This window comes from Microbacterium sp. ZW T5_45, assembly GCF_044987415.1.
Taxonomy (GTDB): Bacteria; Actinomycetota; Actinomycetes; order Actinomycetales; family Microbacteriaceae; genus Microbacterium.
On the sequence record NZ_JBJDRJ010000031.1, the window covers coordinates 19,730 to 31,589 of the forward strand.

At 69.6% G+C, this 11,860-nt stretch carries 11 protein-coding genes; 8 read left to right on the forward strand and 3 right to left on the reverse strand.

The genetic code is table 11. The features are described from left to right. Positions 1-215 precede the first annotated feature (215 nt). The 3 genes from ACI3KS_RS14720 to ACI3KS_RS14730 are packed head-to-tail and all read right to left on the reverse strand — an operon-like array spanning position 216 to position 3,474. Entirely contained in the window at positions 216-1,241 is a 1,026-nt protein-coding gene (locus ACI3KS_RS14720; protein ID WP_404919290.1) for a Gfo/Idh/MocA family protein, read from the reverse strand. Then, a complete protein-coding gene (locus ACI3KS_RS14725; protein WP_404919291.1) occupies positions 1,238-2,284 on the reverse strand; it encodes a Gfo/Idh/MocA family protein in 1,047 nt (348 codons plus the stop codon). The genes ACI3KS_RS14720 and ACI3KS_RS14725 overlap by 4 nt, the downstream gene beginning before the upstream one ends. Beyond that, positions 2,281-3,474: an ROK family protein gene (locus ACI3KS_RS14730; protein WP_404919292.1), complete on the reverse strand. Its 1,194-nt coding sequence runs from the start codon at positions 3,472-3,474 to the stop codon at positions 2,281-2,283. The genes ACI3KS_RS14725 and ACI3KS_RS14730 overlap by 4 nt, the downstream gene beginning before the upstream one ends. A gap of 189 nt (positions 3,475-3,663) precedes the next feature. On the opposite strand from ACI3KS_RS14730, the gene ACI3KS_RS14735 reads away from it, so the two are divergent. The 8 genes from ACI3KS_RS14735 (at position 3,664) to ACI3KS_RS14770 (ending at position 11,824) form a co-directional block, all read left to right on the forward strand. Next, entirely contained in the window at positions 3,664-4,905 is a 1,242-nt protein-coding gene (locus ACI3KS_RS14735) for an ABC transporter substrate-binding protein (RefSeq protein WP_404919293.1), read from the forward strand. 62 nt (positions 4,906-4,967) lie between these two features. After that, positions 4,968-5,900: a carbohydrate ABC transporter permease gene (locus tag ACI3KS_RS14740; protein ID WP_404919294.1), complete on the forward strand. Its 933-nt coding sequence runs from the start codon at positions 4,968-4,970 to the stop codon at positions 5,898-5,900. Next, positions 5,897-6,802 (forward strand): carbohydrate ABC transporter permease, encoded by a 906-nt coding sequence (locus ACI3KS_RS14745; RefSeq protein WP_404919295.1) that lies wholly within the window; start codon positions 5,897-5,899, stop codon positions 6,800-6,802. Before ACI3KS_RS14740 ends, ACI3KS_RS14745 begins: the two co-directional genes overlap by 4 nt. Positions 6,803-6,818: 16 nt before the next feature. After that, entirely contained in the window at positions 6,819-7,889 is a 1,071-nt protein-coding gene (locus tag ACI3KS_RS14750; RefSeq protein WP_404919296.1) for an NAD-dependent epimerase/dehydratase family protein, read from the forward strand. Continuing rightward, entirely contained in the window at positions 7,889-8,950 is a 1,062-nt protein-coding gene (locus ACI3KS_RS14755; RefSeq protein ID WP_404919297.1) for a dihydrodipicolinate synthase family protein, read from the forward strand. Before ACI3KS_RS14750 ends, ACI3KS_RS14755 begins: the two co-directional genes overlap by 1 nt. Then, complete coding sequence (locus ACI3KS_RS14760; RefSeq protein ID WP_404919298.1) at positions 8,947-9,960, forward strand: hydroxyacid dehydrogenase; 1,014 nt, start codon at positions 8,947-8,949, stop codon at positions 9,958-9,960. Before ACI3KS_RS14755 ends, ACI3KS_RS14760 begins: the two co-directional genes overlap by 4 nt. Next, positions 9,957-10,904 carry a hypothetical protein gene (locus ACI3KS_RS14765; RefSeq protein WP_404919299.1) on the forward strand — a complete coding sequence of 316 codons (948 nt, stop codon included), beginning with the start codon at positions 9,957-9,959 and terminating at the stop codon, positions 10,902-10,904. Before ACI3KS_RS14760 ends, ACI3KS_RS14765 begins: the two co-directional genes overlap by 4 nt. Then, on the forward strand, positions 10,901-11,824 hold the full coding sequence (locus tag ACI3KS_RS14770; RefSeq protein WP_404919300.1) for a GNAT family N-acetyltransferase: 924 nt from the start codon (positions 10,901-10,903) through the stop codon (positions 11,822-11,824). The genes ACI3KS_RS14765 and ACI3KS_RS14770 overlap by 4 nt, the downstream gene beginning before the upstream one ends. Positions 11,825-11,860: the final 36 nt, after the last annotated feature.

The following is an 11,860-nucleotide window of genomic DNA, read 5'->3' on the forward strand; positions in this document are numbered from 1 at the left end:
GATCCATCAGGGGCGGATGACGCCGCCGACGGCTGCGGGAACGTGCCTGTTCGCGAGCGGATGCTCAGCGCGGGAGTGCAGGCGAGTGCGACGCAGCGAAGGCGGCGTCGTGACTATCACCGGACATCGCCATCACCGCCTTCCTGCACTCGGGGGCTCGGAGGCCCAAGGGGAGATCATACTCCTCGATCTCGGGTGATGCGGGCCGGGCCCGCTCAGCGGAGCGCGACGATCTCGCCGCCGCGCGCGGCCGATGCCAGCGCGGCCGTGGCGATCTCGACCGTGCGGATGCCGACACCCGCGTCGGGCTGCGGATGCCGCCCCTCGCGTACGGCGCGGACGAACTCCTCGAGTAGCAGCGCATCGAGGTCCGCGCCGACCGGAATCCAGGTCTCCGCCTGCGCATCGTGCCCGGCGACGCCGTGCGCGAACGGGCTGACGGTCACGGTGCCCTTCTCGGCGACCACCTGCAGCGTGAGCCCGCCCCAGGTCGGCGAGCTCATCGGCCAGCTCCACGAGCAGTCGATCGTCGCGATGACCCCGCTCGGGTACTGGATCGTGACGAGTCCACCGGTCTCGACGGCGAGATCCCGCTGCCCGTGCAGGATGCTGTTGGATACGGCTCTGACGGACTCCGCCCGCTCAGCCAACAGCTCGTCGAGCAGATCGGCGCAGTGCACCACGTGATCGACCAGCGCCCCGCCTCCGGCGAGTTCAGGATCCGTGAACCAGGCCCTGTCCTGCGGCAGCTTGCCGTTGTTGACGCCGGTGACCCCGAGAACTCTGCCGAGGCGGCCGCTGCGCAGCTCGGCGATCGCCTCGCGGACGGACGGCGCGAATCGCACCGGGTAGGCGACCATCAGCGTCACGCCCGCGCGCTCGCAGGCTTCCCGCATCGCCCCGGCGTCGTCGACGGTCGTGGCCAGAGGCTTCTCGCACAGTACATGCACGCCCGCGGCGGCGGCGCGCTCGACGAGCGCTCGATGGCGGCTGTTCTCGGCGGCGATGACGACGGCATCCGGCTTCCAGGCGAAGGCGTCGTCATAGGTGTCGACGTACTCGACGCCGAGTTGTGCGGCGAGCTCGGCTCCGCGCGGCGCGTCGTCGGGCGCGCTCGCACCGTCGGGATCGGTTGCGATGAGCGTGACGTCCGGCATAGACCTCAGTGCGTGCACGTAGCTGAGGGCGTGTGTGTGCGCGAACGACAGCACGGCGACGCGCAGCGGGGCGGCGGGGGTCATCGGGTGGCCTCCTCGGCCTCGAGGCGGGCCGGACCCTCGAGGCGGGCCGGACCCGAAAGGCGGGCCGAGCCGAGGGAGACGGGCGCCCCGGCGGCGATGGAGGCGTAGGCGGCCTCCGCGATCGCGACGGCGGCGATGCCGTCGGCGGGGGAGACGCGCGACTCGCGGCCTTCCCGCAGTGCGGCGACGAAGTCGGAGATCTCGGCGAAGTACGGGCTCTCCGCGGCCGACATCGGCGGCAGATAGTCCGACGCGGACTCGTCGAGCACAGCATCCGTGCGCAGCGTGCGGTCATCGGCGCTGTCGTAGCGCAGCCGCCCGTCGGACCCTGCGACCTCGATGCTCGTGCGGAACGGCATTCCGGGTGCGACCCAGCTGGCGTGCATGTGGCTGATCGCCCCCGAGCGATGCGTCAGCACGACGTGCGATGTCACCGGGGCGGGCACCCTGTCATCGATCGTCGGGGGATTCTGCACCGCGTACACCGACGTCACGGGACCAGCCAGCCACAGCGCCTGATCGATGTCATGGATCATGAGGTCGCGGATCAGGCCGCCTCCAGTGCTCTCGGCGTAGAACCACGGCGACTGGGGGGCGGAGCCCGCCCGGCTGAACCTCAGCACGGCGAGCGTCCCGATCGTCCCGGCATCGACCGCGGCCTTGATCGCCGCGTACTCGCCCATGTAGCGGACGACGTGCGCCGCGAAGAGCCGCACGCCCGCGGATTCGGCGGCGCTCGCCACAGCGGCGGCCGCCTCGGCGGTGGTGGCGAGAGGCTTCTCGCAGATCACGTCGACGCCCTGGGCGATCGCGCGCAGCGAGAGTTCGGCGTGCGTGCTGCTCGGGGCGACGATGTCGACGATGTCGACGATGCGCAGCAGTTCGTCGACGTCGGCGACCACGGTGAAGCCGTATTCGGCGCCGATCTCCTCCGCACCGGCGATCGAGGTGACGTACCCCTCGGCCCCGAGTGCGCGCCACGCATCGGCGTGCACGCGGGAGATCCCGCCGGCGCCGATGAGTCCGACCTTCAACGTGCTCACTGCTTCTCCTCGGTGTCGCCCGCGCGAGCGGGATCGGTGTCGTCCGCGCGAGCGGGATCATGCGAGAGGGGCGTGATCGGCGGGGCCGGCATGCCCTCGATCCCGTAGATCTCGGCGGCGTGCCGCTGGAAGCCGTGCACGACCGCACCGTGCGCCGCGGCCTCAGCGCCGAGGCGCGCCTCGACGACCGGCACCTGGAAGGGAAGACCGAGATGACCGGGCAGTGCAGCACGCAGCGGGTCGAGCAGCTGCTCGTGCGCAGCGGAGAGGCCGCCGCCGATCACGATCATGGCCGGGTCGACCGTCATGCTCAGAGTCGCGATCCCGTGGGCGAGCTCGTCGATGAAGGCATCGAGCTCGTGCCGGGCAGTCGCGTCGCCGTCGCGGGCGAGCGCGAAGACCTCGGCGGCGGTCGGCGCGGAGCGCCACGAGATCTGTCCGGTCTCGGTGTTCAATCCGCGGAAGGCGAGTCGTCCGATGTCGCCGGCGGCGTTGTGGATGCCGCGGCGCGGGTGACCGCCGAGGATCAGGCCCATCGCGATGCGGTTGCCCACCGAGAGGTAGATCACGTCGTCCACGAGTTGTGCGACGCCGAGATGATGCTCCGCGACGGCGGCCAGGCGCACGCCGTTGTCGACGGCCACCGGGCAGTCGAACGCCTGACGCAGCTGCGAGCCGATGTCGATGCCCGACCACTCCGGGATCACGACCGAGGTGGTCACCCGGCCGGAGTCGTCGACGATACCGGGCAGTGAGACGCCCACCGCACGCACTTTCGAGGAGGGGATCGATACGGCGGCGAGGGTGCGCCGGACGTCATCGATGACGGCCGCGAGCTTGGATGCCCCGTCGCGTTGTGCCTCGACGCCGGTGTAGCTGCGCTGCGCGATCACCGCACCAGCGAGGTCGGCGAGCACGACGCGCACACTGGCGACGCCGATGTCGACGCCTACCACTGTTCCGGCGGCGGCGTGGAACGAGTATCGGCGGGCGGGGCGCCCGGCACCGCCGCCGTTCTGTGCGGGGGCGTCGACGATCAGCCCCGAGTCGCCCAGCGCCGTCACCGCATTCTCGACGGACGTGCGCGAGATCTCGAGCGATCGCGATAGCTCGTTGACGGTGGCGGGGCCGACATCACGCAGCTGCAGGGCGGATCGCGCGACGATCGAGAGCGGACCTGTCACGGCCATGTCGTGCCCCTCCTTCTTCGACGTCGATGGTGCGATCAAATTAGCACATTCGATTCTCAGATAGACCTCGGACGTTATCCACCCGGAAACATGGATGAAACAAGCCTCTGGGAACTTGTACTTGACGAATTATCCCAATCCAATGTCATAATGAAACCGTACTCAGCACGGTTCAAGCAAAGGAGCACCATGCGCGTCAGCAAGATCACCGGTGTCGCGGCCGGATTCGCGGCCGCCACCCTGTTGGCCGGATGTTCGGCCGGCGGAGGCAACGCCGCAGCGGGTGAGCAGGACATCACGGTCTGGCTCTACCCGGTCATCGCCGACGAGGCGGTGCACAAGGACTTCTGGGACTCGACGATCGCCGACTTCGAGAAGGCGAACGAGGGCATCAACGTGTCGTACGAGATCTTCCCGTGGGCGAACCGCGACGAGGCGTTGCAGACCGCGATCGCGGCGGGCAAGGGTCCCGACGTCGTCTACCTCATCCCCGACCAGCTCGCGTCCTATCAGAAGTCGATCGCCCCGCTCAACGATCTGCTGAGCGAGGAGCGTCAGGACGAGCTGCTCCCGAACGTCAAGTCCTCGGTCACGCTCGACGGCGACATCCTCGGCGCACCGATCCTCACGAGCGCGCAGCCGCTGATCTGCAACGCGGCGGCGTTCGAAGCAGCCGGCGTCACGGAGTACCCCGAGACCTGGGACGACATCATCGACATCGCCCCGGCCTTCACCGCAGCCGACATGTACGTCCTCAACTACCCCGCCTCAGCGGAGAACACCCTCAACCTCACGTTCTACCCGCTGCTCTGGCAGGCGGGCGGCGAGGTCTACACCGATGAGGGCGAGGTCGGGTTCGACAGCAAGGCCGGGGAGGAGGCGCTCACCTTCATCACCGATCTCGCCGAGTCCGGAGCCCTCGACCCCGAGGCCCTCACCACGAACGTGCCTCTCGAGCAGACCGCGATCGCGCAGGGCAAGGTCGGCTGCACGTGGAACAACGGCGTGACCGAGGTCGCTCCGTTCTGGGGCGAGGAGAACGTCAAGGTCCTGGCTCCCCTCACCGATGAGGAGTCCGTGGCCTACGGCACGGTCGGCTCGCTCTCGGTGCTCAAGGGATCCAAGGCGCAGGATGCCGCGGCGAAGTTCGTCGAATACGCCACCGGTGCCGATGTGGTCGAGCCGTATCTCACCGCGGCCGGGTACTTCTCGGCGCTCAGCACCACCGAGCCGCTGTACGCCGACGACCCGCTGCTCGGCGAGGTCGAGAAGTACGTCCCCGACACCACCGTCGGCGAGCTCAACGCCTCGTCGCGTGCGCTCATGGGCGTGCTCGCGCCGGAGATCCAGGCGGCTCTCCTCGGGCAGAAGTCGCCGGAGGACGCCCTCAAGGATGCTGCGGCCGCCGCGGCGCCGCTGACCCAGAAGTAGCAGGAACAGGGGGCGTGCGGCCCCGCACGCCCCCTGTTCGCCTACCCCGAGAGGTGTCACTGATGACGACGGCAACCACGGCCACGGCCGAGAGCGCGACGACCGCGACGAAGAGGCCCGTAGTGCGGGTCGCGCGGATCCTCGCCCGACGAGAGGCGCGAGTCGCGTTCCTGTTCGTCCTCCCCGCCTTCCTCCTGTTCATCGCGTTCCGCTTCGGTCCGAGCATCGTCGGCGTCGCGCTGAGTTTCTTCGATTACGACATCACCGGCGAGATCTCCTGGCGCGGCCTCGACCACTTCCAGCGCCTGGTGGCCGACCCACTGTTCTGGCGCGCGATGGGCACGACGCTGATCTACACGGTGTTCGCCGTGCCGATCTCGCTCGTGCTGTCGACCGTGATGGCGCTCGGCGTGCGCCGGGCGTTCCGCGGCGCGCGGTTCTTCCGCTCGATCTTCTTCCTCCCCGTCATCACCTCGCTCGTGCTGGCCGGTTCGATCTTCGTCTGGATCTTCTCCAGCGACGGCCCGTGGTCGGCGCTGATGGCCCCGCTCGGGCTCGGCGGATCGTGGCTCGGCAGCACCGTCCTTGTGATCCCCGCGATCGTCGTCGTGGGCGTCTGGTCGCGGTTCGGCTACGGCATGATGATCATCATCGCGGCGCTTCAGGACGTGCCGCGTGAGCTCGAGGAGGCCGCGCTCGTCGACGGCGCGAACTCCTGGCAGCGCTTCCGCTGGATCATCCTGCCGTACCTGCGCCCGACCTTCTTCTTCCTCGCGGTGATCGAGACCACCGCCGCCTTCCAGGTCTTCGACGTCATCTACGTGATGACACAGGGCGGCCCAGCGAACGCCAGCTACTCGCTCGTCTACCTGCTGTACGACCAGGGCTTCCGCTACTTCGACTACGGCTACGCGGCCGCCGTCGGCGTGGCGCTGTTCATCATGACCCTCGTCGTCGCGCTCATCCAGCGCCTGGTGATCGGAAAGCAGAAATGACCGCTCTGATTCAGCCGCCGGCTTCCGCTGCGTCGCCGTCGCCGTCGCCGTCGTCGACGAAGCGCCGCTCCTACCGCGCGCTGCAGCCGACCGGCTGGGGGATCGTCGGGCGTTGGATCTGGCTGACCCTGGCCGGGCTCCTGAGCTTCTTCCCGTTCTACGCGATGGTCGTGCTCAGTCTGAAGCCGGGCATGGTCGTCGAGCTCCCTGGGTCGCTGCTGCCGTGGACCGACATCTCGTTCGACGCCTACGAGCAGGTGCTCGCGGGACAGAACATCCTGGGCTGGCTCGGCAACACCCTGATCTACTCGCTCGTCTCGGTCGTGGCCGTCCTCTTCCTCTCGGCGCTCGCGGGATACGCGTTCGCGAAGAAGCGCTTCCGCGGCAAGGAGGTCATGTTCTGGTCGTTCCTCGCCATGGTCATGGTGCCGTTCCACGTCACGCTGATCCCGACCTTCATCCTCATGGCGAACCTCGGCGGCGTCGATACCTACTGGGGTCTGATCCTGCCGTCGCTCGCGAACGCGCAGGCCGTGTTCCTCATGCGGCAGTTCATCCAGGGACTGCCCGATGAACTCTTCGAGGCCGCGCGCATCGACGGCGCAGGCGAGTTCCGCATCTTCCTGCGGATCGTGCTGCCGCTGTGCAAGCCGATCCTCGCGACCCTCGGCATCTTCGTCTTCCTGTGGCACTGGAACGACTTCCTGTGGCCGCTCATCATCGCGAAATCCAACGCGATGTTCACACTCACCGTCGGCATCTCGTCGCTGCAGCAGCAGAACGTCCCGCTGAGCACCATGCTCGCCGGGTCCGTCGTCGCACTGCTGCCGATCTTCCTCGCGTACCTCATCGCTCAGCGGTACGTGCAGGAGGGTGTCGCCGGCACCGGGATCAAGGGCTGAGAGAAGGGACCCGCACGTGACTCCGCACGCATCCACCACGTCGCACGCATCGACCGAGAGGTACGCATTCACCTCGGAAGCCGAGTTGGAGAAGGCTCTCGCCACCCCCAGCGCGGGCCTGATCGAGGATCTGGCGAAGGGCTCCGGCGACCTCGTGATCCTCGGCGCCGGCGGCAAGATGGGCCCCACCCTGGCGATGCTCGCGCGTCGCGGGATGGACGCCGCGGGCAGGACGGGCGACGCGGTCCACGCGGTCTCCCGCTTCGGCGACGCCGCGATCCGTGAGCGGCTCGAGGCCGCCGGCGTGAAGGTCGTCCCGTTCGATCTGATCGAGAACGACGACTTCTCCTCGCTTCCGGATGCTCCGAACGTGGTGTTCATGGTCGGAGCGAAGTTCGGCGCCGCCACGAATGCGTCGTGGGCGTGGGAGGTCAACGCCGCCCTGCCCGACCGGGTCGCACGCCGCTACCGCGACAGCGCGATCTCCGTCCTCTCCACCGGTAACGTGTACCCCTTCGTTCCCGCCTCCTCCGGCGGAGCATCCGAAGAGGAGCAGCCCGCGCCGATCGGCGAGTACGCGCAGTCGTGCCTCGGCCGCGAGCGCGTGTTCGAGTTCGGCGCACAGGAACGAGGGACGAAGGTCGCCATCATCCGGCTGAACTACGCCGTCGACCTGCGCTACGGCGTGCTCGCCGACATCGGCAGCGCGGTGCACGCGGGGCAGCCCGTCTCGATCGCGACCGCCAACGTCAACGTGATCTGGCAGGGTTACGCGAACGAGGTGGTGCTGCGCAGTCTCGTGCACGCCTCGACCGCGCCCTTCACGATCAACCTCACCGGCCCGGAGCTGCTGAGCGTCGAGTCGATCGCGCGCCGCTTCGGGATGCTGTTCCCCCGCGAGGTCACGATCGTCGACGACCCGCAGCCGACCGCCCTGCTCAGCGATGCGCGGCGCTGCATGGCGCTGTTCGGCTATCCGTCGGTGTCGGCGGAGACGCTCATCGCCATGCAGGCCGACTGGATCGAGAGGGGGCTTCCGATGATCGCGAAGCCGACCAAATGGGCCGTACGGGACGGGAAGTTCTGATGACCGTTCCCGCCCTGAGGCCCGATGCCGCCGCGACGCTCGCACGTGGAGCGGTGATCCCGGCGCATCCGCTCGCGCTCACCGCCGCGCGCCGCATCGACGAGCGGCGTCAGCGGGCGCTCACCCGCTACTACCTCGACGCCGGTGCCGGTGGTGTCGCCGTCGGAGTGCACACGACGCAGTTCGAGATCCGCGACCCCGAGCATGCCCTCCTGGAGCCCGTGCTCGCGCTCGCCGCAGAAGAGATGGACGCCCGTGCGACCGCTGACGTGGTGCGCATCGCGGGTGTCGCCGGCGACACCGCGCAGGCGGTCGCCGAGGCCGAGCTCGCACGGGGGCTGGGCTACGACGCCGTGCTCGTGAGCCCTCGCGTCGCGGGCGCCGACGAGCGTGCCCTCCTGGAGCGCGCTCGCGCCGTCGGTGAAGTGCTGCCGGTCGTCGCGTTCTATCTGCAGACCGCGATCGGCGGCCCCGTGCTCGATCGCGCGTTCTGGCGGGAGTTCGCCTCGATCCCCGCCGTCGTCGCGGTCAAGGCGGCGCCGTTCGACCGCTACCGCACGCTCGAGCTGGTGCGCGGTGTCGCCGCATCAGGACGGGCCGACGAGATCGCCCTGTACACCGGCAACGACGATGCGATCGTCGCCGACCTGCTCTCGGAGTTCCATGTGGATTCGCCCGCGGGACCGCGCACGCTGCGCTTCGTCGGCGGTCTGCTCGGTCAGTGGGCCGTCGGCACGCGTGCCGCGGTCGCGCTGCTCGAACGCGCTCGGCGTGCGATGAGCGGCGATGCCGATGCGTATCGGGAGCTCGGGCTCGTCGCCTCCGACATGGTGGACGTCAACCAGGCCGTGTTCGACCCGGGCAACGAGTTCGCGGGTGTGATCGCCGGCGTGCACGAGATGCTGCGGCAGCAGGGCCTGCTCGAGGGGACATGGTGCCTCGATCCCGCCGAGGGTCTCTCGCCGGGCCAGGCCGACGAGATCGAGAGGGTCCGCCGCGCGTACCCCGCCCTGAACGACGACGCGTTCATCGCCGAGAACCTCGAGGCCTGGCTGCGATGAGCGGCTCGACCGGAGGGCCGACGGTGATCGCGGCGGTCTCGGCGCAGCTGTTCGCGGAGTTCTTCTCGGACGCGGACGCCGACCGTCTGCGCGCGGCCGCCGCGCGATTGGGCGGATCCTTCGTGCGGGTGGACCGGTTGGCGGATGCCGAGCTCTCCGAGGCCCGCATCGTCGTCACGAGCTGGGGCGCGGCGCCCTTCGATGCCGCCGTGCTCGCGACGCTGCCGAAGCTCGAGCTGGTCGCGCACACGGGTGCCACGATCAAGCCGTTCGCGACCGACGAACTGTTCGACCGCGGCATCGTGGTCACTCAGGCGGGAGCGGGCATGGCGCGTTCCGTCGCGGAGGTCTCTCTGGCCTTCACCCTCGCGCTCCTGCACCGGGTGCCCGAGATGCACAACGGGCTGCGGTCGGGCGACGGCTGGCACGACGCGGATGCCGTCGGCGTGCAGCACGAGATCCTCGGTGCGCTGATCGCCGTGATCGGCGCCTCGCGCACCGGTCGTGCCTATCTCGAACTCATCCGTGTGCTCGGCGCGGCACCGCTGCTGGTCGACCCGACCGTCGACGCGGAGCAGGCCGCGGTGCTCGGCGTCGAGCTCGTGCCCCTCGACGAGGCGCTGCGGCGCGCGCAGATCGTCGCCGTCCACGCGCCGACCCTGCCCGAGACGCATCATCTGATCGGGCAGCGCGAGCTCGCCCTGCTCCGCGACGGTGCGGGCGTGGTCAACACGGCGCGCTCCTGGCTGGTCGACGAGTCTGCTCTGATCGACGAGGTCCGTCGAGGCCGACTCAGCGCCGCGGTCGACGTGTTCGACGAGGAGCCGTTCGCGGTCGACAGTCCGTTCCGCTCGCTCCCGGGAATGCTGGTCACCCCGCATCGGGCTGCCGGCACCCATGAGGGCAGACGCCGTCAGGGGCGGATCGTGACGGACGAGATCGATGCCTTCATCGCCGGACGTCCGCTCGCGCACGCGATCGGACGCGCGCAGCTGGCATCGATGGCATGATCGGCTCTCCTCTGCGCGTGGCCTTCGCGGGACTCGCGCATTCGCATCCCTACACCGACGCCGCCAATGCGCGCGCGATGGGCGCCGAGATCATCGGAGTGCACGATGCGGATGCTGCGGCGACCGACGAGTTCGCGGTGCGGTTCGGCGGCGCGACGGTCACGTCGGTGGCCGAACTGGCGATGCTGGAGCCGGACCTCGTGATCGCGACCCCGCATCCCCACGAGGTCGTGCCGTTCCTCCGCGACCTCGGCGAGGCCGAGGCTCCCGTCTTCATGAACAAGGTGAGCGCAGCGACGCCCGCGCAGCTCGTCGAGGTCGAGCGCGCGGTCTCCGCGTCGGCTGTTCCGATCGGGACGGCCTCGGTGCTGCGGTTCGCCCCGGCGCTCCGAGCTCTCGCAGCGGACATCGCCGGCGACGAGGTGCTGGGCCTCCGAGTGCTCGCCCAGCACGACAACACGACGTTCCGGAGTCCGAACCGCCTCTGGCAGGACGATCCGCAGCGCGGCGGCGGCACCCTCGTCACCGTCGGGGTGCACGCATGGGAGATGATCGACGTGCTTCTTCCCGGCGCGGTTCTCGCGGCGCGATCGGGCTGGACACGAACCCGCTCCGGATCGACCACCGCCTCGGAGGACGCCGCCGGCATCGACGGTCTGCTGCGCGCTCCCGGTGCGGAGTTCGATGTGCCGGTGCAGGTCCTCGTCACCGGCGTTCCCGGGGCGCATGCCTACACGGTGGACGTCGTGACGAGCGCCGGCATCCGCTCGATCGCGCTCGATGTCGACGTCGACGATGCGAACGAGGCGCTGGGGTTCAGGGGACTGATCGGCGCGCTGCTCGATGCGACGCCGCAGGGATCGACTGTCGCCCCCTGGAATGAGGCGCGGGTCGTGGTGGCGAACTGCATCCGTGCTGCGGAGATCGCGCGAGGCGACGTATGAACGGGCCGGCGATCCGTGTGGCGCGTGACGACGACCAGGACGGCCTGACCGTGCTGTGGGCGACGGCGTTCACCCCGCCGCTCGCGCCCGATCAGTGGCTCCTCGATGACGAGCGTCTCGCCCGCACGTTCGTCGCCGAGGACGGCGACGGGCTCTGCGGATCGATCCACGGTATGACCAAACGCCTGCGCGAGGACGACGGCATCGCCGAGGTACTGGCGATCGGCAGCGTCGCTGTGGCGGAGCGGGCGAGAGGACGCGGGCTCGCACGTCGGCTGGTGGCGGCGGCTCTCGAGCGCGCGGGCCGCGCCGAGTGGGCGCTGCTGTTCACCGGCACACCCGAGGTGTATCGCTCGAGCGGTTTCGAGGCGTTCTCGATGCCCCGCATCCTCGTCGGACCTTGGAGAGCGCCGGCGTCCTCGCCGGACGCCGGACGGGTCCTGCGTGGGACCGTGGGTGCGGGGAGCCTCGAAGCGGTGCGCGAGGCATACGAACTCTCTCGGGAGGGCCGCGTGGTGCTCGCGCCGGTGCGCGGCGAGCGGGACTGGTCGATGGCCGAGGTGCGGATGAACGGCGCCACGCTGTACCGAGCGATCGAGGACGACCGGACGGTCGCCTATGCGGTCGCCCGTATCAGGGGCGATGTCGGCATCCTTCTCGAGTGCGCCATGGTCCCCGGCATCGATCACGCGGCGGATCGGTGGCAGGAGCTCCTCGGTGCTCTCGCGGCGGACTGGGCTGCGGCGGGTGTCGCGTCGTGCGAGTCGGCGGTCCCCGCCCTGCCGGAGGAGGAGCACGCGATCCGCGCGTTCGCGCCCGAGGCTCTGCGCCAGGAAGACAGCACCGGAATGATTCGACCGATCCGCCGTGCGGCGAGGGTGCACGGCATCCGCCACTTCACGGAGGCCGACTACTTCTGAGCATCCGTTCAGAGAAGCGCAAGGGGACCCAATGCA

Coding starts and splice junctions, on each gene's coding strand:
- ACI3KS_RS14720 (WP_404919290.1), bottom strand. CDS start 1,241: ATGACCCCCGCCGCCCCGCTGCGCGTCGCCGTGCTGTCGTTCGCGCAC.
- ACI3KS_RS14730 (WP_404919292.1), bottom strand. CDS start 3,474: ATGGCCGTGACAGGTCCGCTCTCGATCGTCGCGCGATCCGCCCTGCAG.
- ACI3KS_RS14735 (WP_404919293.1), top strand. CDS start 3,664: ATGCGCGTCAGCAAGATCACCGGTGTCGCGGCCGGATTCGCGGCCGCC.
- ACI3KS_RS14740 (WP_404919294.1), top strand. CDS start 4,968: ATGACGACGGCAACCACGGCCACGGCCGAGAGCGCGACGACCGCGACG.
- ACI3KS_RS14745 (WP_404919295.1), top strand. CDS start 5,897: ATGACCGCTCTGATTCAGCCGCCGGCTTCCGCTGCGTCGCCGTCGCCG.
- ACI3KS_RS14755 (WP_404919297.1), top strand. CDS start 7,889: ATGACCGTTCCCGCCCTGAGGCCCGATGCCGCCGCGACGCTCGCACGT.
- ACI3KS_RS14760 (WP_404919298.1), top strand. CDS start 8,947: ATGAGCGGCTCGACCGGAGGGCCGACGGTGATCGCGGCGGTCTCGGCG.
- ACI3KS_RS14765 (WP_404919299.1), top strand. CDS start 9,957: ATGATCGGCTCTCCTCTGCGCGTGGCCTTCGCGGGACTCGCGCATTCG.
- ACI3KS_RS14770 (WP_404919300.1), top strand. CDS start 10,901: ATGAACGGGCCGGCGATCCGTGTGGCGCGTGACGACGACCAGGACGGC.